The following is a 21,524-nucleotide window of genomic DNA, read 5'->3' on the forward strand; positions in this document are numbered from 1 at the left end:
AACAGGCAAGGAACTCCTTGGTTTATGAGCACTATCCGCGAGCGCAACAAAGCACTGATCCTGCGTGCCGCCAGTGAAGAATTTGCCGACAAGGGCTTCGCTGCGACCAAAACCAGTGACATCGCGGCCAAGGCCGGGCTGCCCAAGCCCAACGTCTACTACTACTTCAAATCCAAGGAAAACCTCTACCGCGAGGTCCTGGAAAGCATCATCGAGCCGATCCTGCAGGCCTCGACGCCGTTCAACGCCGACGGCGTGCCCAGCGAAGTGCTGAGCGGCTACATTCGCTCGAAAATCCGCATCTCCCGTGACCTGCCCTTCGCCTCCAAGGTGTTCGCCAGCGAAATCATGCATGGCGCCCCACACCTGAGCCCCGACCTGGTCGAGCAGCTCAACGGCCAGGCCAGGCACAACATCGACTGCATCCAGACCTGGATCGACCGCGGCCAGATCGCCCCCATCGACCCCAACCACCTGATGTTCAGCATCTGGGCCGCGACCCAGACCTACGCCGACTTCGACTGGCAGATCTCTGCGGTGACCGGCAAGGCCAAGCTGGATGAGTCCGACTATGAAGCGGCGGCGCAGACGATTATCCGGTTGGTGCTCAAGGGGTGTGAGCTGGACTGATAGACCGTGGTGCGGCCTTCGCGAGCAAGCCCGCTCACACATTGGATGTGCAGTGCACACACAATTTGCACCCAACATGGGCGCCACCGACTCGGCAGTCCATGAAAACTGCCGGTCGGGATTGCATGTTTCCTCCCTCTAAACCTTCGGCAGCGGATTCAACGCCACGGCTGCCTTGGGTTTTCTGAAGAAGATCCAGTAGATAACCGTGAGGATCAGCAGGAAAGGCACACCGAATACCAGGGTCATTTTGAAGGCCTCGGTGAAGTAGGTGGTGATCATCACCGCGCCCATCAGTACCAGCCCCAGCAGTGTGGTGTAGGGAAACAGGCGCATGCGGAAGGACAGTTTCCGTTCGCCGTTGCGCTCGTGGTAGCGACGGAAGCAGTAGTGGGTCAGGAAGATCATGAACCAGGTGAAGATCGCGCCGAACATCGAGATCGCCATCATCAAGGTGAAGGAGCTTTCCGGGTCCAGCACGTTGAGCAACGTCGCCAGGGCGATGCCTGAACTCGACAGCAACAAGGCATTCAGCGGGATTCCGGTCTTGCTCAACACCCCCATGGACTTGGGTGCATAACCGCCGCGGGACAGGCTGAACATCATGCGGGTGGTGATGTAGAGCTGACTGTTCATCGCCGACAACGCCGCAATCAGGATCACGAAGTTCATCACGCCGGTTGCGCCGGGAATACCGATGGTCTGCATGACGGTGACGAACGGGCTTTGCACTTGACCGGCCTGGACCCACGGCACAATCGCCAGCATCAGGGCCAGGGTCAGCAGGTAGAACACCACCAGCCGCACGATGGTCGCGCGAAAAGCCTTCTTCACCGCCCGCTCAGGGTCCTGCGCCTCACCGGCGGCCACTGCGATCATTTCCACGCTCAGATAGCTGAAGATCGAGACGATCACCGCAATCCACATGCCTTGCAGACCATTGGGAAAGAAGCCGCCGTGGGCCGTGTAATTGTGCACGCCGTAATCCGGGTTGCCGGAACCGTACACCACATATACCGCGAGGATGATGAAGCCGACAATCGCACCGATTTTGATGGTCGAGAACCAGTACTCGAAGGTGCCGAAGGTCTTCACGCTGATGGCATTGAGCACGATCAGGATGCTGGAAAACGAAACGATCCATATCCATTCCGGCACGTTGGCAAACCAGTACTTCATATACATCGCCACCGCCGTCACCTCCGTACCCACTGCCAGCACAATCGCCGCCCAATAGGCATAGCGCACCAGGAACCCGGCCAATGGGCTGACATAGAATTCAGCATAGGCGCCGAACGAGCCGGAGGTCGAATGGGCCACCGTCATTTCCGCCAGACAGCCCATCAACAGCAGCGTGATGATCGCGCCAATCGCGTAGCTGAGCAAAACACTCGGCCCCGCATAACCAATGGCATAGGCACTGCCCATGAACAACCCGGTGCCAATCGCGCCGCCAATGGCGATCATGCTCATCTGACCGGAAGTGAGTTGGCGCCTGAGGCCCTGTTCACGCTTGGAGATACTTTCAAAACCGGTGTTATCGGTCATTTTCCTGTCCTCTGAATATTGTCTTTCTTGACGAGAGCAAGTCGGTGGGGGTTAGCGGATCAGAAAATACTCAGCGGATACTCGATGATCACCCGGACTTCGTTGTTGTCGGTGGTGTCTGCCCGAGCGACCTGACCGGTGGAGCGCACACTGGCCTGACGCACCCGTATCGACAGGTCCTTGGCCTTGCCCTCTTGCACCACGTAGCGCGCTTCAAGGTCCCGTTCCCAGCGCTTGCCGTCGCTGCCGTAACGTCCATAGGCACCCTTGGGGCCGCCGTCGTAGTGACTGTCGTCGACATGGTCACCGCTTACATAGCGCGACATGAAACTCAGGCCCGGCACGCCGAATGGCGCCATATCCAGGTCATAACGCAGCTGCCATGAACGTTCATTGGGCGCGTTGAAATCGAGAATCTGTATCGAGTTGGCAAGGAATATCGAGGTACCCGGCTGCTGATCGAAGCCGAGATAATCGAACGGTTCATCGCCATCGACCCGTTGGTAGGCCAGGGTCAAGCGGTGTGCACCCACCTTGTAAGCGGCGGCCAGCGAACCGGTGGTGTTGTCGATCTTGCCGGCCAGGCGCTGGCCAGCGTCGTGGGTGCGATAGAGGTTGAAGTCCAGATTCAACGACTGATTTTTGCTCAGGGCATAGCTGTAGTTGGCGTTGGCGTAGTACTGCCGCCATATATCGGTGAACTGCGAACCGTACAGGCTGACGCTCAATTGATCGCTCAGGGCATAACTGCCGCCCAGATAATCGACGCTGCGGGTCTCGACCCCGGCATAGAGCGCCTTGAGGGCGCCATCGTCGTTGGTTGACGCACTGTCATTGCCCGAGGTGAAGTGCCCAACATCGAGTTGCAGTCCTTTCAACTCGCTGCTGGTCAGCTGGAAGCCATTGGCGTAGGTGGTGAACAGACGCGCCGAGCCGGTGCCGAACACCGGGTTGAGCGGTGTCAGGTTGCCGTATTTGAGTTCGGTCTTCGAGATCCGCGCCTTGAGTGCGCCACCGGCCTCGGAATACTCATCCTCGGCGCGTCCATTGGAATCGACCGGCAACAAACTGGTGCCGGTACGCCCCCTGCCGCTGTCGAGTTTGAGCCCCAACTGCGCGTAGGCATCGACTCCGAAGCCCACAGCGCCTTGGGTGTAGCCGGAACGGTAATCGAGCATGATCCCGTGGGCCCATTCCTCTCGATAGTTCTGCCCCCCAGGGTTATTAAGGTTGTTTCGGTAAAAATAGAAATTGCGCTGGGTCAGGGTCAGGCTGCTGTCTTCAACAAAGCCATTGGCGGGTACGGCATAGGCCACTTGGCCGAGACAACCGGTGATGGCGAGCGGCAAGGCGGGCCAGAGGGACAGTTTCATTCTGCGTGCTCCTTATTATTGTGTTTTCACAGAACTCTTTATTGGAGGCGACCGAAGCCCTGCCGCCGGGAAACCTCAGCAGCAAGACAAGGGCGTCGGATATATCAGGTGACGCTGTGGCGGATCTGGAACTGCTCCTGCGACCAGGTTTTCTGATCGAGAATCTCGCCGAGGATCTGTACCGCATCCCAGACCTCGGTGAAGCGGGTGTACAGCGGGGTGAAGCCGAACCGCATGATCCGCGGCTCGCGGTAATCGCCGATCACGCCACGGGCGATCAAGGCCTGGATCACCGCATAACCTTGGGGATGTTCGAAGCTGACATGGCTGCCACGTTTGGCGTGTTCGCGTGGAGTGATCAAGGTCAGCTCGTGAGCGGCGCAGCGCTGCTCGACCAATTGGATGAACAGGTCCGTCAGGGCCAAGGATTTGCTGCGCAGGCTGGCCATGTCGGTCTGGGCGAAAATCTCCAGACCACACTCGACCATCGCCAACGAAGTGATGGGCTGGGTGCCGCACAAATAGCGGGCGATTCCGCTGCTCGGCTGGTAATGCGACTCCATGGCGAATTGCCGCGAATGACCGAACCAGCCGGACAGCGGTTGCGCCACCAGATCGCACAGCTCAGGGGAAACCCAGACGAAAGCTTGCGAGCCCGGACCGCCATTGAGGTACTTGTAGGTGCAACCGATGGCGTAGTCGGCGCGCGCCTGATGCAAATCGACAGGCACCGCCCCGGCGGAATGCGCCAGGTCCCAGATGGCCAGCGCGCCACATTCGTGGGTCAGCGCGGTCAGGGCCTGCATGTCGTGCATGTAGCCGGTCTTGTAGTTGACGTGGGTGAGCATGACCACCGCGGTGTCCTGATCAATCGCTTGTGGCAGCTCTTGCGGGCTGTCGACCAGACGCAGGGTGTAGCCCTGCTGCAGCATGTCTGCCAGACCTTCGGCGATATACAGGTCCGTCGGGAAGTTGCTGGTCTCGGTGACGATCACCCGCCGCGTCGGCGCCCGCGTAGCCTGCACGCGCAGGGCGGCGCTGAGCACCTTGAACAGGTTAATCGAGGTGGTGTCGGTCACCACCACTTCGCCGTCACCGGCGCCAATCAGCCCCGCCAATCGATTGCCCAGACGTTCAGGCAGGTCGCGCCAGCCGGCGCTGTTCCAACTGCGGATCAGGCCATTGCCCCACTCCTCGCAGATCACTGCCTGAGCACGCGCCAGCGCTGCGACCGGGCGGGCGCCCAGGGAGTTGCCGTCGAGATAGATCACCCCTTCGGGGAGCGCAAACTGCTGACGCAGAGGGGCCAGAGCGTCCTGCGCATCAAGCGCCAGGCAATCGTTTCTTGTAGTCATTGAGTGTCCTGTTTTTTGAAAGAAGTGCCATCCGGGCAGATCGCGATAGTCGGGTGTGAGTGTCGTGTTTCAGGCGATATTTGCGCCTTCACGGTGAAGAGATAATGAACGAAGTTTTAGAGAATTTTCGTGCAAAGTAAGCGGCCATCTAGTATTTATCTCGAAGAAAATTCGAATCCAACTCCAAATATCGCGGATTTATTCTAGCCATGACTCTCGACTCGACAGACCTGCGCATCCTGCATCTTTTGCAACGGGATGGCCGTATCAGCAATCACGAAATGGCAGAAAAGGTCGCCCTGTCGCCGTCGGCCTGTTTGCGCCGTTTACGCCTGCTGGAAAGTGAAGGAATCATCACCGGCTATCGCCCGATGCTTAACGCAGAAAAGCTGGGAGTCGAACTGGAAGCCATCGTCCATGTGTCATTGCGACAGGACGTCGAGGACTGGCACGAGACCTTCATCAAGAAGGTCCAGTTGTGGCCGGAAGTGGTCACTGCCTACGTGATTACCGGGGCGAGCAACTATGTGCTGAGGGTCCAGGCGCGCAATGTCAAACACTTCTCCGACTTCATCGTCAACCAACTGAACCGCACGGCGGGGGTGACTGATATTCGCTCGGAAATCGTGTTGCAGAAAATCAAGGAGCGGGAGACGTTGCTTGATTTGGTGGTGCGTAAGTGAGCGCCGGTTAATGGATATCGATGGCCAGGTGATGAACTGTGGCGAGGGAGCTTGTCGGATCGCCGCACCGTCCCGCTGGAGCGCGAAGCGGTCCTGAAACACTGGACGCCGGGATATTCAGACCCCGCGCATGCGCCGGGCTTCGTTACGCTGCAAGGTCATGCTGGGGGACTCGTCGAACAACTTGCGGTATTCGGCGCAAAAACGTCCGAGATGCGTAAAGCCCCAGCCCATGGCGATCGCGGAAATATTGCGCGCCGAGCCGTGTTCGAGGATTTCCTGGCGCACAGCGTTCAACCGGTACTTTTTCAGGTAAACCATCGGCGATAGGCCCAAATGCTTCTTGAACGCCTCGCACAGCTTGAAACGCGAGACCCCGGTCGCGACTTCGATGTCCTCCAGGTGCAAAGCTTCGCGAGCATTGTCGTGAATGTATTGTTTGGCCCTGATCAAGTAGTGCGGCAGTTTCACGCCGAGCACGTTACGCAATTCTTCGGAGTGGTTGTTCGGCTGGGCGAGGATCAAGCCTTTGATCAATGAGCTTTCGATGTCCCGAGTGAAAGCCACCTGTTCGTACAGTTCATTGCTGCGTTCCAGCTCCGCGATGAAATAACGCGCCATGCGCCACCACGAGGCCGACGCGCCGCCCACCGCATCCATCACCGGCTCGAAACGCAGCGGCGTATCCAGCGGTCGCTGCAGCATGCCTTCCAGCGACTCGTTCATGGCGGCGCGGGTGATCACCACCTGGACTTTGCGACAGTCGCCGGAGATCGCCAGCACCTGGTTCTCATTCGGGGAAATGATCACCCCTTGATCGCGGTTGGATTTCAACAGGGTGCCGTTCTTGCTCAGCTCCTGCTCGCCCACCAGCGGCAAACTCAGGCTGTAGCTGCTGAAATGTTCGGCGTCTTCGATATCGATGGTGACATCGGTGCCGTATGAGAGAGTGCCCAGGGTCGTGGCCATCGACCTGAACACATTGGCGCTGTGATGGAAGCGGATCCGCTCGGGCGACGAGGTCTGGAGGCGGTGCGGCCCGCAGATACCAGACATCCAGTTTCTCGCACCCTCAAGGTCATAGTGATCGATACGAATGTCGCGAAACTGCGGATCAGCGTTGCTACTCATCACGGCGCACCCACGGCAATATTCTTCAGCGCGCTCTGATGGCGCGTATCAGGCTTGAAAAGAGCAAGATCCACACCACAAAACGGCTGTTTTATCCGTTTAAAAAAGCCCCATCACTCATTGAATGTCGGGACTTTTGTCAGGGGGAAGGCTATTGAACCACCGGCAAGGCCCGATCCCTGGCCATACGCATCCGGTAAAAGCCGAAGATGATCAACACCCACACCGGTATGGCGAAGACTGAAGCACGCACCCCTGGAATCATCAGCATGACGCAGATGATCATGGCCATGAAGGCCAGGCACAGGTAATTGCTGTAGGGGAACCAGAACGCCTTGAAGCCCGGCACGATGCCTTGCTGGCCCATGACTTTGCGAAACTTCAGGTGCGTCAGGCTGATCATCGCCCAGTTGATTACCAGCGATGCGACCACCAGAGCAAAGAGCAACTCAAGCGCTTCATGCGGGGCGAGGTAGTTAACCAGCACGGACAGCATGGTGATCAACGCAGATACGCCCAGCGCGAGTAGAGGCACGCCCTGCTTGTTCAGTTTCATCAGCGCCTTGGGCGCATCACCCTGTTCGGCCAGGCCATAGAGCATACGGCTGTTGCAGTAAACGCCACTGTTATAGACAGAGAGCGCCGCGGTGAGTACCACGAAATTGAGGATGTGCGCTGCGGTGTCGCTGCCGATCAAGGAGAAGATCTGCACGAACGGGCTGCCGCCATAGGCATCGCCCGAAGCGCCCAGTGTTTGTAGCAGTTGATCCCACGGATACAGCGACAGCAACACGGTGAGTGCACCGACGTAGAAGATCAGCACGCGATAAACCACCTGGTTGATCGCCTTGGGAATCACCTTTCCCGGCTCGCTGGCTTCTGCGGCGGTGATGCCGACCAGCTCCAGACCGCCGAAGGAAAACATGATGAATGCCATGGACATCAGCAATCCAGTGGTGCCGTTGGGAAAGAAACCGCCGTGACTCCACAGATTGCTGACCGAGGCCTGCGGGCCGCCCGTTCCGCTGAACAACATGTAGCAGCCCAGGGCAATCATGCCAATGATCGCTACGACCTTGATGATTGCAAACCAGAATTCCATCTCGCCGAAGACTTTGACGTTCATCGTATTGATCAAATTGACCAGGACGAAGAACACCGCCGCACTGACCCAGGAGGGGACTTGCGGCCACCAGAACTGCACGTACTTGCCGACTGCCGTCAACTCGGCCATGCCCACCAGCACATACAGCACCCAGTAGTTCCAGCCGGACAGAAAGCCGGCATAGCCGCCCCAGTATTTGTGGGCAAAATGACTGAAGGAGCCGGCCACCGGTTCCTCGACAATCATCTCGCCCAGCTGGCGCATGATCAGAAAGGCGATGAACCCGGCAATCGCATAGCCGAGGATCATCGACGGCCCGGCCGATTTGAGTACTCCGGCAGAGCCTAGAAACAACCCGGTACCTATCGCTCCGCCCAATGCGATCAGCTGAATATGACGATTTTTCAGCCCTCGCTCGAGCTCGCCTTGTCGCAAGATTTCATCCGCCATCTGGTTACCTTCTAATTGTTATGGTCAGGCATGGTTTGAATGCATCAATTTACTCAATTGCCGATCGGTTCAAGCGTTCAGACATTACGCTTGGCAAATCAGAGAGTGGAGCGCACTCGCCACAACTCCGGGAACAGCACGGTATCGAGCATCTTGCGCAGATAACCGACACCTTCTGTGCCGCCGGTCCCTGGTTGAAAGCCAATGATCCGCTCGACGGTGGTCACATGCCGGAAGCGCCATTGACGGAATGAATCCTCAAGGTCGATGAGTTTCTCCGCCAGCTGATAGAGATCCCAATACCGCGAAGGGTGGGTGTAGACCTCGCGCCAAGCCGCTTCGACCGACGCATCATGCGTCGTCGGACTGGTCGGATCGCGCTCGAAACGCTGTGGGTCGATGGTCAAGCCTGCGCTGACCATCAAGCGAATCGACTCGTCATACAGCGACGGTGTGGCGATCGCCTTTTCAAGCGCCTGCAACAGTTCCGGCCGATGCGCATGGGGGCGCAACAGGGTCGCGCTTTTGTTGCCCAGAATGAATTCGATCTCGCGGTACTGGAACGACTGGAAGCCTGATGACTGCCCCAGAAAGGGCCGTATCGCGTGGTACTCGGTGGGTGTCATGGTGGCCAGTACCGTCCAGGCATGCACCAGCTGATCAAAAATCCGCGAGACCCGCGCCAGCATCTTGAAAGCGGGTGGCAACTCTCCCAGTCGAATGTGTTCACGGGCGGCTTTGAGCTCGTGCAGCATCAGCTTCATCCACAGCTCTGACGTCTGATGCTGGATGATGAACAGCATTTCGTTATGGTCCGGAGATAAAGGGTGCTGTGCGCTGAGAATGCGCCCCAGATCCAGGTAGTCGCCGTAGCTCATGGAGTCGGAAAAATTCAGCTCGGCGTTATGCCATTCTTCCGTCTGGTTTGCAGGTGAATAGGGGCATTGGTTCATTGAGTCGACTCCTCAAGTTGCGGTTTATTCAGTGGACGCAAAATTGCCCTGACCGGACTGGCGTCCAGATTGGCAAAACGCAGTGGCAGCGCAATCAATTCATAGTCCCCTTCCGGGACGTCATCGAGCACGATGCCCTCGAGGATGGCCATGCCATGTCGGGCTACGGCATTGTGCGAATCCATGGTTTTGGATTGCTGAGGATCCAGCGACGGCGTATCGATACCGATCAAGCGCACACCGAGGCTCGCCAGCAGGTCGACGGTTTCTTTGGCGACTGCGGTGAAATCCGGATCCCAGGAACTCAACGGCGCTTGTCGCCAGGTGCGCAGCAGCACCCGTTCAGGCAGGTCTTGCAAGCGACCTTCAAGCTGCTCGGGGTGCACCAGCCGACCGCTGTTCAGGCAATGCAGCACACGGCAAGGCCCCATATAGACATCGAGTGACACATCGCCAATGGCCGCGCCATCAGCGCTGTAATGCAGCGGCGCGTCGACATGGGCCCCCGTGTGAGGGGACAGGGTGATACGCCCGACATTCACCGGACACTCTGGTCCGAACGTCCAAACGCGCTCTTCCTGAAAAGGTGTGTCACCCGGCCAGGTAGGTGTAGCGGTGCTCAAAGGCGGGCTGATATCCCACCACGACAGTGTTGTTTTCATTGCGAAACTCTCGGCCTGTTCCGAGAGAATGATACGAGTGATACCTGTGAATATTCTTGCGAAAATATTCAGCAGCACCCAAATATTTCGCACAAAATTCTAAAAAACAGGAATTTACCGGATGGAAATTTCAACGAAAAAAGAAGGCAGCTAAAAAGCTGTTCTCATCCGCAAGGCATTGCGCAATTGCATGCCGGCCGCTGCGTTTCTGGAGCCTGGGCGAAAGCGCGGAGGAAAGTAGTTCGCGAATGGCTGCGTGAAATGGCGCAGACTTTTAGCTGGACGAGTCTGGGAGATTGCTTTCGCGAGCAAGCCCGCGAAAGCGGTAAATCAGACGCCGAAGATCAACCAACCACCCCCGCATCCGCCTTCAACCCCTGCCCCTCGATCGCGCGGATCGCACATTGCTCATCAACATCAGACAAATCACCGCTAATACCGACCGCCCCCAATACATTCCCATCCTGATCCCGAATCAACACGCCGCCCGGTACCGGGACGACGCAGCCCTGCCCCAGGCTATTCAGCGCGGCGAAGAAGGCCGGGCGTTGTTGGGCGTCCTGGGCCAGCAGACGTGAACCCTTGCCCAGGGCAATGGCGCCCCAGGCCTTGCCAATGGCGATCTGCGGGCGCAACAGGCTGGCGCCGTCTTCGCGTTGCAGCGTTATCAAGTGCCCGCCGGCGTCCAGCACGGCAACGGTCAAGGGCGCGGCAGAGATTGCGCGACCTGCGCAGAGGGCCTGAGTGGCCAGGTTGACTGCGACGTTCAAGGTTAAAGCGCTCATGGTGCCGTCCTCATTTTGTTATTGGGAAAGCCGTTGGATTGCTTTCTGTTGCGCAATCCGATGCGACAAATAGAACACAATAGATTATTTTTTTGTATACAATAATTATCGAAAATCGCCACATTAGACGAAAAGTAACAGTTCTTCGAGCTTCCGACGAATGAAACAGCTGCTTGAGAAAATGGATTGACCTGCGCCGTCCGCCGTGAATACACTCTGCGCAAAGCCACTTGTATACAATTACAAAACGTAAGAGGCACAAAGCAATGAGCAAAATGAGAGCAATCGAAGCCGCCGTTCTGGTGATGCGCCGTGAAGGGGTTGATACCGCTTTTGGCATCCCGGGCGCCGCGATCAACCCGCTGTACTCCGCCTTGCAGAAGGTCGGTGGCATCGATCACGTCCTCGCTCGCCACGTTGAAGGCGCCTCGCACATGGCCGAGGGCTACACCCGCACCAAGGCCGGCAATATTGGTGTGTGCATCGGCACCTCCGGCCCGGCCGGTACCGATATGGTCACCGGGCTCTACAGCGCCTCGGCCGACTCGATCCCGATCCTGTGCATCACCGGCCAGGCACCGCGGGCCCGGATGCACAAGGAAGACTTCCAGGCCGTCGACATCACCAGCATAGTCAAGCCGGTCACCAAATGGTCGACCACCGTTATGGAGCCGGGCCAGGTGCCTTACGCGTTCCAGAAAGCCTTCTATGAAATGCGCTCCGGCCGCCCAGGCCCAGTGCTGATCGACCTGCCGTTCGACGTGCAGATGGCTGAAATCGAATTCGACATCGACGCTTATGAGCCGCTGCCGCTGGCCAAGCCGACCGCTAACCGCGTGCAGATCGAGAAGGCTCTGGCCATGCTCGATCAGGCTGAGCGCCCATTGCTGGTCGCCGGTGGCGGCATCATCAATGCCGACGCCAGCGAGTTGCTGGTGGAGTTCGCCGAGCTGACCGGTATTCCAGTGATCCCGACCCTGATGGGCTGGGGCACCATCCCGGACGATCACCCGCTGATGGTGGGCATGGTCGGTCTGCAAACCTCGCACCGTTACGGCAACGCGACGATGTTGAAGTCGGACGTGGTGCTGGGCGTCGGTAACCGTTGGGCTAACCGTCACACCGGTTCGGTCGACGTTTACACCGAAGGCCGCAAGTTCATTCACGTCGACATCGAACCGACCCAGATCGGCCGCGTGTTCACCCCGGACCTGGGTATCGTGTCCGACGCCGCTGCCGCGTTGACCGTGTTCATCGAAGTCGCTCGCGAATGGCAAGCCGCCGGCAAGCTGAAAAACCGCAGCGCTTGGCTGCAAGACTGCCAGCAACGCAAAGCCAGCCTGCAGCGCAAGACCCACTTCGACAACGTGCCGGTCAAACCGCAGCGCGTTTACGAAGAGATGAACCAGGTGTTCGGTAAAGACACCTGCTACGTCAGCACCATCGGTCTGTCGCAGATTGCCGGCGCACAGTTCCTGCACGTCTACAAACCGCGTCACTGGATCAACTGCGGTCAGGCCGGCCCGTTGGGCTGGACCATTCCGGCGGCGCTCGGCGTGGTCAAGGCTGATCCGGCCCGCAAGGTGGTGGCGCTCTCGGGCGACTACGACTTCCAGTTCATGATCGAAGAGTTGGCGGTGGGCGCGCAGTTCAAGCTGCCGTACATCCACGTGGTGGTGAACAACTCGTACCTGGGGCTGATCCGTCAGGCCCAACGCGGTTTCGACATGGACTACTGCGTGCAGCTGTCCTTCGACAACCTCAATGCTCCGGAACTCAACGGTTACGGGGTTGACCACGTAGCGGTTGCCGAAGGCCTGGGTTGCAAGGCACTGCGGGTGTTCGAACCAGATCAGATCCAGCCTGCCCTGCGCAAGGCCCAGGAGCTGATCGAGGAGTTCAAGGTGCCGGTGATCGTCGAAATCATTCTGGAGCGCGTGACCAACATTTCCATGGGCACCGAGATCAACGCCGTCAACGAATTCGAAGACCTGGCGTTGGTCGGCAACGATGCGCCAACGGCGATTTCGCTGCTCGATTGATGATCGTTGATCGTTCCCACGCTCTGCGTGGGAATGCATCCAGTGACGCTCCGCGTCACATAACGGCTGGACGCAGAGCGTCCGGGGCGGCATTCCCACGCAGAGCGTGGGAACGATCAGCCCTCACACATATACGGGAGACCACCATGCCGCGTTTCGCAGCCAACCTGTCCATGCTGTTCACCGAGCAGGATTTTCTTGCCCGTTTCGACGCTGCCGCCAAGGCCGGCTTCAGGGGTGTCGAATACCTGTTTCCCTACGATTTCAGCTCCGCCGAAATCAAGGCCAGGCTCGATGCCAATGGCTTGACCCAGGTGCTGTTCAACCTGCCGGCCGGTGACTGGGCCAAGGGCGAGCGCGGTATCGCGTGCCTGCCGGATCGGGTCGAAGAATTCCGCGCCGGTGTCGATCTGGCCATCGCTTACGCCAAGGTGCTGGGCAACACCCAGGTCAATTGCCTGGCCGGTATTCGTCCACAAGGCATCGACGAAGCCACCGTGGAAAAGACCTTTGTCGCCAACCTCAAGTACGCGGCCGACAAGCTGCAAGCGGCGGGCATCAAACTGGTGATGGAAGCGATCAACACCCGTGATATCCCCGGCTTCTACCTGAACAACACGGCGCAAGCCCTGTCGATTCGCGAACAGGTCGGCAGCGCCAATCTGTTCCTGCAATACGACATCTATCACATGCAAATCATGGAGGGCGACCTGGCCCGAACCATGGCTGCGCATCTGGGCGAGATCAACCACATCCAGTTGGCCGACAACCCAGGGCGCAACGAACCGGGCACCGGTGAAATCAATTACCGCTTCCTGTTCGAACACCTGGACCGCATCGGTTATCAGGGTTGGGTTGGCTGCGAATACAAGCCGCTGACCACCACTGAGGCGGGTCTGAGCTGGTTGAAAACCCATAACGCAATCTAATGAAACTCCTGTAGGAGCTGGCTTGCCAGCGAAGGCAATGTAACTGCCAACAAAGAGGCTGGATGTGATGGCCTCTTCGCCGGCAAGCCGGCTCCTACAAAAGCAGTCCCCTATTTGCTTGAAGCAGCAATAAAAACAAGAGGATTTTCTCATGGCTAAAATCGGATTTATCGGCACCGGCATCATGGGCCACCCAATGGCGTTGAACCTGCAGAAAGCCGGTCACAGCCTGTTCCTGTCGGCACACCACGACCCTGCCCCTGCCGATCTGGTCGCCGCTGGCGCCGTCGCGCTGGCGAGCCCGAAAGAAGTGGCCCAGGAAGCCGAGTTCATCATCGTCATGGTCCCGGATACCCCGCAGGTCGATGACGTGCTGTTTCGCGCCGACGGTGTTGCCGCCGGTGTCAGCAAAGGCAAAGTCGTGATCGACATGAGCTCGATCTCGCCGAGCGCCACTAAAACCTTCGCGGCCGAAATCAACGAGAAAGGTGCTCAGTACCTCGACGCGCCGGTGTCCGGCGGTGAAGTCGGCGCCAAAGCCGCGACCCTGAGCATCATGGTCGGTGGCGATGCCGATGCGTTCGAACGCGCCCTGCCGCTGTTTCAGGCCATGGGTAAGAACATCACCCTGGTCGGTGGCAACGGCGACGGTCAAACCGCGAAAGTGGCGAACCAGATCATCGTCGCCCTGAACATCCAGGCTGTGGCCGAAGCGCTGCTGTTCGCCTCGAAAAACGGTGCCGACCCGGCCAAGGTCCGTGAAGCGCTGATGGGCGGTTTCGCTTCGTCGAAGATTCTTGAGGTTCACGGCGAACGCATGATCAAAGGCACCTTCGATCCGGGCTTCCGCATCAGCCTGCACCAGAAGGACCTGAACCTCGCCCTGGCCGGCGCTCGCGAACTGGGCATCAACCTGCCGAACACCGCCAATACCCAGCAAGTGTTCAGCACCTGCGCGGCCATCGGCGGCAGCAACTGGGACCACTCGGCGCTGATCAAGGGCCTGGAACACATGGCGAATTTCTCGATTCGCGATAAATAACACCTGCCCCGTACTGATCGTTCCCACGCAGAGCGTGGGAACGATCATTTGCGCTAAACAAAACAATAAGACTGGGAGTTCGCCATGTCGGTCGATCCGCAACAACTGCTGCGCGAGCTGTTTGCCACAGCCATCGACGCGGCCCATCCGCAGCACGTCCTCGAAGCCCATCTGCCCAAAGATCGCAGCGGTCGGGTGATCGTCATCGGCGCCGGTAAAGCCGCAGCCGCCATGGCCCAGGTGGTCGAGCGCTGCTGGCAGGGCGAAGTATCCGGCCTAGTGGTGACCCGTTACGGCCACGGCGCCCCGTGCGAAAAAATCGAAGTGGTCGAAGCCGCGCACCCGGTGCCGGATGCGGCTGGTTTGGCTGTCGCGAAACGGGTATTGGAACTGGTCAGCGGCTTGAGCGAAAACGACCGCGTGATCTTCCTGCTCTCGGGCGGTGGCTCTGCCCTCCTCGCCTTGCCCGCAGCCGGCATCACCCTCGCCGACAAACAGTCGATCAACAAAGCGCTGCTCAAATCCGGCGCGACCATCGGCGAGATGAATGGCGTGCGCAAGCACCTCTCGGCAATCAAGGGCGGTCGTCTGGGCAAAGCTTGCTGGCCGGCCACGGTTTATACCTATGCGATTTCCGATGTACCGGGCGACCTCGCCACGGTCATCGCGTCCGGCCCCACCGTGGCCGACCCGAGCACCTCGGCCGAAGCGCTGGCGATCCTCAAGCGTTATGGCATCGAAGTCCCGGCCTCGGTGCGCACCTGGCTGCAAAACCCGGAATCGGAAACGGTCAAACCCGGCGATCCGAGCCTGGCCCGCAGTCATTTCCAGTTGATCGCCCGCCCACAGCAATCGCTGGAAGCGGCAGCGGTGAAAGCCCGTCAGGCCGGCTTCAGTCCATTGATTCTCGGCGACCTGGAAGGTGAATCCCGGGACGTGGCGAAAGTCCACGCCGGCATTGCGCGGCAGATCGTCCAGCATGATCAGCCGCTGGCAGCGCCGTGCGTGATTCTGTCCGGCGGCGAAACCACCGTCACCGTGCGCGGCAATGGCCGTGGCGGGCGCAACGCTGAATTCCTGCTGAGCCTGACCGACAGCCTCAAAGGCCTGCCCGGCGTCTACGCGCTGGCCGGTGACACCGACGGTATCGACGGCTCCGAAGACAACGCCGGCGCCATCATGACCCCGAGCAGTTACGCCCGCGCCGCCGCCCTCGGCCTGAGCGCCAGCGATGAACTGGACAACAACAATGGCTACGGCTATTTCGCCGCGCTGGATGCGCTGATCGTCACCGAGCCGACCCGCACCAACGTCAACGACTTTCGCGCCATTCTGATTCTCGAGAGCCCTAAACATGACGCCTGACAAGAAGGTAAAAATCCTCGCCACCCTTGGCCCGGCCACTGACGGGATCGACGATATCCGTGAGTTGGTGCAGGCCGGGGTCAATATCTTTCGCCTGAATTTCAGCCACGGCGATCACGCCGACCACGCCCAGCGCTATCAGTGGATTCGTGAAGTCGAGCGCCAGCTGAATTACCCGCTGGGGATTCTGATGGACCTGCAAGGCCCGAAATTGCGGGTCGGCAAATTCGCCCAAGGCAAAGTGCAGCTGCATCGCGGTCAGGCCTTGCGCCTGGACCTGGATGCAACACCGGGGGATCAGCGCCGGGTCAACCTGCCTCACCCGGAAATCATCGCAGCCCTGGAACCGGGCATGGACCTGTTGCTGGACGATGGCAAGTTGCGCCTGCGGGTGGTGACCCAATACGCCGACGCCATCGACACCACGGTGCTCAACGGTGGCGAACTGTCGGATCGCAAAGGCGTCAACGTGCCGCAAGCGGTGCTGGACCTGAGCCCGCTGACCGCCAAGGATCGTCGCGATTTGAGCTTCGGTCTGGAACTGGGTGTGGATTGGGTCGCGCTGTCGTTCGTGCAACGCCCGGAAGACATCCGCGAAGCCCGCGCACTGATCGGCGACAAGGCGTTTTTGATGGCGAAAATCGAGAAGCCATCGGCCGTGACGCAACTGCGGGAAATCGCCGAATTAAGCGATGCGATCATGGTCGCTCGCGGTGACCTGGGCGTGGAAGTGCCGGCCGAAAGCGTGCCGCAGATTCAGAAAAACATCATCAGCACCTGCCGTGAACTCGGCAAACCGGTGGTGGTGGCGACGCAGATGCTGGAGTCGATGCGCTTCTCCCCCGCCCCAACCCGCGCCGAAGTCACTGACGTCGCCAACGCGGTGGCCGAAGGTGCGGACGCGGTGATGCTGTCGGCGGAAACCGCATCCGGTGAGTACCCGCTGGAAGCCGTGCAGATGATGAGCAAGATCATCCGTCAGGTGGAAAACGGCCCGGACTATCAGGCCCAACTGGACGTGAGCCGACCGAAAGCCGAGGCCACGGTGTCGGACGCAATCAGCTGCGCGATTCGCCGTATCAGCAATGTGCTGCCGGTGGCGGTGCTGGTGAACTACAGCGAGTCTGGCACCTCGAGTCTGCGGGCGGCGCGGGAACGGCCGACGGTGCCGATCCTCAATCTGACGCCTAATCTGCAAACCGCTCGCCGGTTGACGGTGGCGTGGGGCGTGCACTCGGTGGTCAACGACCGGCTGCGCCAGGTGGATGAAGTGTGCTCGACGGCGCTGGAGATTGCCCAGGCACAGGGGATGGCTCAGCGGGGGGATACGTTGTTGATCACGGCTGGCGTGCCGTTTGGGCAGCCGGGGTCGACCAACTCACTGCGTATCGAAACCCTGATTTAACCCCTACACGATGATCGTTCCCACGCTCTGCGTGGGAATGCAGCCCGGGACGCTCTGCGTCCCAAGAGCAGACGCAGAGCGTCCATTGAGGCATTCCCACGCAGAGCGTGGGAACGATCTGTACTGAACGACCCTTATCATGCCCGCCAACCACTTCAACACCCACTGCCCCGACTGGGCCACTGCCCTGCTCAATGGCTTCAGCCAGATATTCCTCCAGTGCCATCCGCTGTGCGGGCTGCTGTGTCTGCTGGCGATTCTGTTCAGCGCGCCGGCCCTGCTCGGCGGTGCGTTGCTGGGAGGGGTCGCCGGGTTGCTCACCGCGCAACGTCGCGGGTACACCAAAGCTGATCGTCAGGCCGGGCTGTTCAGCTACAACGGTGTTTTGCTCGGTCTGCTGCTGAGCCTTTATTTCCCATGGTCGGCGCTGTTGCCACCGCTGATCATTGCTGCTGGGGGCCTGAGCGCGATGCTCACTCAGCAATGGCTCAAGCACGCCCGCGATCATCATTGTCTACCGGCTTACACCGCGCCCTTCGTTGGATTGAGTTGGTTGTTGCTTGGCTTTGCCGCACCCCAGCAATCCATTCCACCGATCGAACTGAATACCCTTAACCTGCTCGCCGCGTCATTGAAAGGGCTCGGTCAGGTGCTGTTTCTCGGTCATCCGCTGGCCGGCGCACTCATTGCCATCGGATTACTGATCGCCGACCGCCGCGCCTTCTTATGGGCATTGCTGGGCTCCGCCGCCGGCCTCGGATTCGCCCTTTTGCATCACGAAACATCAACCGCGCTGCTGGGTTTGAGCGGTTACAACGCCGTGCTCGCCGCCCTCGCCTTCAGCCAAAATCGCCGCCAGCCCTGGCTGCCATTGTTGGGAATCCTGCTGGCGGTGTTGCTCACACCAGGGTTCGCCGCACTCGGCCTGACCACGTTGACTGCACCCTTCATCCTCGCGTGCTGGCTGATTCGCGCAGGCATCCGGGTGCTGCATCAGGCCGCCATGGACAGCGCGCCTTGCGCTACCGGGGAGAATCAACCTAGGCTTCGCTGATTCCAGGTTCAGGCGTTTTCCATGGACAGCAGAAAAAACTGGCGTGAAGAGCTTTACGTCATCATCTTCCAATCCGATACCCCGGCCGGTCGCCGCTTCGACAGCATTCTGTTGTTGATCATCCTCGCAAGCCTGGTGATCGTGATTCTGGACAGTATCGACAGCGTTCACCAGAACTACGCCGACCTACTGGCGTACATCGAATGGGGCTTCACCGTCGTTTTCGCCATCGAATACGGTCTGCGCCTGTACTGCTCGCCCAAGCCGCTGCGCTACGCATTCAGCTTTTATGGGCTGGTGGATTTGCTGGCGATCGTGCCCGGCATCCTCGCGCTGTATTACAGCGATGCGCAGTACCTGCTGATTATCCGGATCATTCGGATGCTGCGGATTTTCCGCGTACTCAAGCTCAGCCCGTATCTGAAGCAAGCCAACTATTTGATGACGGCGTTGCGCGGCAGCAAGCAGAAGATCGTGGTGTTTCTGCTCAGCGTCAGCACCCTGGTGACGGTGTTCGGCACGCTGATGTACGTGATCGAAGGCCCGGAACACGGCTTCACCAGCATCCCCAAAGGCATCTATTGGGCCATCGTCACACTGACCACCGTGGGCTTTGGCGATATCGTGCCCAGGACGCCATTGGGTCAGGTGGTTTCGTCGCTGGTGATGATCACCGGTTACTCAATCATCGCCGTGCCAACAGGGATCTTTACCGCGGAACTGGCCAACGCCATGCGCGGCGAACAATTGCAACACGATTGCCCGACCTGCCAGAAAAACAGTCACGAACACGGCGCAGCCTTTTGCTCCCGCTGCGGCAATGCGTTGTTCAAAAAACTGGAATAAGCAAAGTGCTTTTTAATCTTTAAACGACTATGCGAGCCCGGCTATAGTCGCCGGCAAATTGCCAACACTTTCCATAGAACATGTTTGATAAAACAAGGAATGCGCAGTGAAAAAACTCTTTGGCGCCTCACTTCTGGCCGCTGGCCTGGCCTTGGGCAGCATGGCTCAGGCTGCACCGACCCTGCTTAACGTTTCCTACGACGTGATGCGAGATTTCTACAAGGACTACAACGCTGCCTTCCAGAAACACTGGCAAGCCGAGCACAACGAAAACATCACGCTGCAGATGTCCTTCGGCGGCTCCAGCAAACAGGCGCGCTCAGTGATCGATGGCCTGCCAGCTGATGTCATCACCATGAACATGGCCACCGACATCAACGCCCTGGCGGATAACGGCAAGCTGGTCCCGGACAATTGGGTTACGCGCCTGCCAAACAACAGCGCGCCATTCACCTCGGCCACCGTGTTCATCGTGCGCAAAGGCAACCCGAAAGCCCTGAAAGACTGGCCCGACCTGCTCAAGGATGGCGTGCAAGTGATCGTCCCCAACCCGAAAACATCGGGCAACGGCCGCTACACCTACCTCTCGGCGTGGGGTTATGTGCTGAAAAACGGCGGTGACGAGAACAAGGCCAAAGCCTTCGTCGGCAAACTGTTCAAACAAGCGCCAGTGTTGGATACCGGTGGTCGTGCAGCGACCACCACGTTCATGACCAACCAGATCGGCGACGTGCTGGTGACCTTCGAAAACGAAGCGGAAATGATTGCGCGTGAATTTGGTCGTGATCAGTTTGAAGTGATTTACCCGAGTGTTTCCGCTGAGGCCGAGCCGCCGGTGTCTGTGGTCGACAAAGTGGTCGAGAAAAAAGGCACCCGCGCCGCCGCCGAGGAATATTTGAAGTACCTGTGGTCGCCGGAAGGTCAGGAGATTGCGGCAGCCAACTACCTGCGTCCGCGCGATCCGGCGGTATTGGCCAAATACACCGATCGCTTCCCGGCAGTGGATTTCCTTTCGGTGGAGAAGACCTTTGGTGACTGGCGCACCGTGCAGAAGACGCATTTCAATGATGGCGGGGTTTTTGATCAGATTTACAGCGGTCAGTAACGCCCAGTCCAACGAAAAGGCGACCCGTGCAGGCCGCCTTTTTTGTGGGCACGGCTTTTCTGGTAAAGAAAACGGTTCAAACGACAACACAGACCCAGCTAGCCGCGCCCCTTCATTCGCCGTAGCATCGCGCCATTGTTTAGCCGAGGTGCCTTATGCTGATCCCCCACGACCAACTTGAAGTCGATACCCTCACCCGCCTGATCGAGGATTTCGTGACCCGTGACGGCACGGATAATGGCGATGACACGCCGCTGGAAACCCGCGTCTTGCGTGTTCGTCAAGCATTGACCAAAGGCCAGGCGCTGATCGTTTTCGATCCGGAAAGCGAACAATGCCAGTTGATGCTCAAGCACGACGTGCCCAAGCATCTGTTCGACTGAGGCATCTAAGCTTTGGCTTTGGCCTGTTTGATCTGGATGCGCTCATAGACTCCGGCGCGATGTACGTTGATTTGCTGCGGTGCTTCAATACCGAAGCGCACACTGCTTCCGTTAACGGCAAGAACCCGCACGCTAATGGTGTCTCCAATAGATATCAACTCGCCCACAACGCGACTAAGTACAAGCATGGCATTCATCCTTCAGGGTTACCGGGCCTTGAAGATGCCCGGCGCATGGCGGGGCTTCAATGCAACGGCAGCAAAACAGTCTTGCCCTACGGCACAGGCTGCATCCCCCGTCGGAAGTGTCCGACAAATCGGCTCTATGAAGGCCCCATCCTTCAGGAAGCGGAAAAGCGCGGACCAAACAGGATGACACTCGCTCCGATCACACACAGCACCACGCCGATCCAGTCCGAGCCCAATGGACGAATCCGCTCGACCACCGCCAACCAGCCAATAGACGCAATGATGTAGATGCCTCCATAGGCGGCGTAGGCGCGGCCGGCGTAGATCGCTTCGACCCGGGTCAGCAGCACTGCGAACAAGATCAGGCTGAGCAATGCCGGGACAATCCACCAAGCGCTTTTGCCTTGGCGCAGCCACATCCAGAAGGCGAAGCAGCCGGCGATTTCAAACAGCGCGGCGAAGAAAAACCATAGGTAATTGAACATGCAGA

The 21,524-nt window shown here is 58.9% G+C and carries 21 protein-coding genes; 11 read left to right on the forward strand and 10 right to left on the reverse strand.

Annotation, left to right across the window (positions count from 1 at the left end; genetic code table 11):
- Positions 1-24: 24 nt before the first annotated feature.
- Positions 25-630 (forward strand): TetR/AcrR family transcriptional regulator, encoded by a 606-nt coding sequence (locus tag LOY56_RS18455; protein WP_258616313.1) that lies wholly within the window; start codon positions 25-27, stop codon positions 628-630.
- Positions 631-768: 138 nt separating this feature from the next.
- Here the strand turns inward: LOY56_RS18455 and LOY56_RS18460 are convergent, their stop codons facing one another.
- The 3 genes from LOY56_RS18460 to kynU all read right to left on the reverse strand — a co-directional run bounded on the left by LOY56_RS18460 (position 769) and on the right by kynU (position 4,906).
- Entirely contained in the window at positions 769-2,178 is a 1,410-nt protein-coding gene (locus LOY56_RS18460) for an amino acid permease (RefSeq protein ID WP_258616316.1), read from the reverse strand.
- Positions 2,179-2,237: 59 nt separating this feature from the next.
- Entirely contained in the window at positions 2,238-3,551 is a 1,314-nt protein-coding gene (locus LOY56_RS18465; RefSeq protein WP_258616320.1) for an OprD family porin, read from the reverse strand.
- Positions 3,552-3,655: 104 nt separating this feature from the next.
- A complete protein-coding gene (gene kynU / locus LOY56_RS18470) occupies positions 3,656-4,906 on the reverse strand; it encodes a kynureninase (protein WP_258616321.1) in 1,251 nt (416 codons plus the stop codon).
- Between the two features lie 209 nt (positions 4,907-5,115).
- On the opposite strand from kynU, the gene LOY56_RS18475 reads away from it, so the two are divergent.
- Positions 5,116-5,589 carry an Lrp/AsnC family transcriptional regulator gene (locus LOY56_RS18475; RefSeq protein WP_258616323.1) on the forward strand — a complete coding sequence of 158 codons (474 nt, stop codon included), beginning with the start codon at positions 5,116-5,118 and terminating at the stop codon, positions 5,587-5,589.
- 117 nt (positions 5,590-5,706) lie between these two features.
- On the opposite strand, the gene LOY56_RS18480 is transcribed toward LOY56_RS18475, so the two are convergent.
- The 5 genes from LOY56_RS18480 to LOY56_RS18500 all read right to left on the reverse strand — a co-directional run bounded on the left by LOY56_RS18480 (position 5,707) and on the right by LOY56_RS18500 (position 10,675).
- Positions 5,707-6,720: a helix-turn-helix domain-containing protein gene (locus tag LOY56_RS18480; RefSeq protein WP_258616324.1), complete on the reverse strand. Its 1,014-nt coding sequence runs from the start codon at positions 6,718-6,720 to the stop codon at positions 5,707-5,709.
- Positions 6,721-6,871: 151 nt separating this feature from the next.
- Positions 6,872-8,275: an amino acid permease gene (locus LOY56_RS18485; protein WP_258616326.1), complete on the reverse strand. Its 1,404-nt coding sequence runs from the start codon at positions 8,273-8,275 to the stop codon at positions 6,872-6,874.
- Positions 8,276-8,373: 98 nt separating this feature from the next.
- Positions 8,374-9,228, reverse strand: coding sequence for a tryptophan 2,3-dioxygenase (gene kynA, locus LOY56_RS18490; RefSeq protein WP_258616327.1), 855 nt, complete (start codon positions 9,226-9,228; stop codon positions 8,374-8,376).
- Positions 9,225-9,890, reverse strand: a complete 666-nt coding sequence (kynB, locus tag LOY56_RS18495; protein ID WP_258616328.1) for an arylformamidase — start codon at positions 9,888-9,890, stop codon at positions 9,225-9,227. The genes kynA and kynB overlap by 4 nt, the downstream gene beginning before the upstream one ends.
- Before the next feature lie 344 nt (positions 9,891-10,234).
- A complete protein-coding gene (locus LOY56_RS18500; protein ID WP_258616330.1) occupies positions 10,235-10,675 on the reverse strand; it encodes a heme-binding protein in 441 nt (146 codons plus the stop codon).
- Positions 10,676-10,941: 266 nt separating this feature from the next.
- Between LOY56_RS18500 and gcl the strand changes: the two genes are divergently transcribed.
- The 9 genes from gcl (at position 10,942) to LOY56_RS18545 (ending at position 20,846) form a co-directional block, all read left to right on the forward strand.
- Positions 10,942-12,717 (forward strand): glyoxylate carboligase, encoded by a 1,776-nt coding sequence (gene gcl, locus LOY56_RS18505; protein ID WP_258616332.1) that lies wholly within the window; start codon positions 10,942-10,944, stop codon positions 12,715-12,717.
- Positions 12,718-12,863: 146 nt separating this feature from the next.
- Positions 12,864-13,646 carry a hydroxypyruvate isomerase gene (gene hyi / locus LOY56_RS18510; RefSeq protein WP_258616334.1) on the forward strand — a complete coding sequence of 261 codons (783 nt, stop codon included), beginning with the start codon at positions 12,864-12,866 and terminating at the stop codon, positions 13,644-13,646.
- Between the two features lie 151 nt (positions 13,647-13,797).
- Positions 13,798-14,688: a 2-hydroxy-3-oxopropionate reductase gene (locus tag LOY56_RS18515; protein ID WP_258616335.1), complete on the forward strand. Its 891-nt coding sequence runs from the start codon at positions 13,798-13,800 to the stop codon at positions 14,686-14,688.
- A gap of 84 nt (positions 14,689-14,772) precedes the next feature.
- Positions 14,773-16,053 carry a glycerate kinase gene (locus tag LOY56_RS18520; RefSeq protein ID WP_258616336.1) on the forward strand — a complete coding sequence of 427 codons (1,281 nt, stop codon included), beginning with the start codon at positions 14,773-14,775 and terminating at the stop codon, positions 16,051-16,053.
- Entirely contained in the window at positions 16,043-17,458 is a 1,416-nt protein-coding gene (pyk, locus tag LOY56_RS18525) for a pyruvate kinase (protein ID WP_258616338.1), read from the forward strand. The genes LOY56_RS18520 and pyk overlap by 11 nt, the downstream gene beginning before the upstream one ends.
- A gap of 139 nt (positions 17,459-17,597) precedes the next feature.
- Positions 17,598-18,512 carry an urea transporter gene (locus tag LOY56_RS18530; RefSeq protein WP_258616342.1) on the forward strand — a complete coding sequence of 305 codons (915 nt, stop codon included), beginning with the start codon at positions 17,598-17,600 and terminating at the stop codon, positions 18,510-18,512.
- A 21-nt stretch (positions 18,513-18,533) separates the two neighbouring features.
- Positions 18,534-19,358 carry an ion transporter gene (locus tag LOY56_RS18535; RefSeq protein WP_258616344.1) on the forward strand — a complete coding sequence of 275 codons (825 nt, stop codon included), beginning with the start codon at positions 18,534-18,536 and terminating at the stop codon, positions 19,356-19,358.
- Between the two features lie 106 nt (positions 19,359-19,464).
- Complete coding sequence (locus tag LOY56_RS18540; RefSeq protein WP_258616345.1) at positions 19,465-20,463, forward strand: sulfate ABC transporter substrate-binding protein; 999 nt, start codon at positions 19,465-19,467, stop codon at positions 20,461-20,463.
- Between the two features lie 155 nt (positions 20,464-20,618).
- The gene (locus tag LOY56_RS18545) at positions 20,619-20,846 is read left to right on the forward strand and encodes a YheU family protein (RefSeq protein WP_003199186.1); all 228 of its coding nucleotides are present in this window, start codon (positions 20,619-20,621) and stop codon (positions 20,844-20,846) included.
- 5 nt (positions 20,847-20,851) lie between these two features.
- Here the strand turns inward: LOY56_RS18545 and csrA are convergent, their stop codons facing one another.
- Positions 20,852-21,034 carry a carbon storage regulator CsrA gene (gene csrA / locus LOY56_RS18550; protein WP_258616346.1) on the reverse strand — a complete coding sequence of 61 codons (183 nt, stop codon included), beginning with the start codon at positions 21,032-21,034 and terminating at the stop codon, positions 20,852-20,854.
- 152 nt (positions 21,035-21,186) lie between these two features.
- A complete protein-coding gene (locus LOY56_RS18555; protein ID WP_258616348.1) occupies positions 21,187-21,519 on the reverse strand; it encodes a YnfA family protein in 333 nt (110 codons plus the stop codon).
- Between the last annotated feature and the right edge of the window lie 5 nt (positions 21,520-21,524).

The sequence above is a fragment of the Pseudomonas sp. B21-048 genome (assembly GCF_024748615.1).
GTDB lineage: Bacteria > Pseudomonadota > Gammaproteobacteria > Pseudomonadales > Pseudomonadaceae > Aquipseudomonas.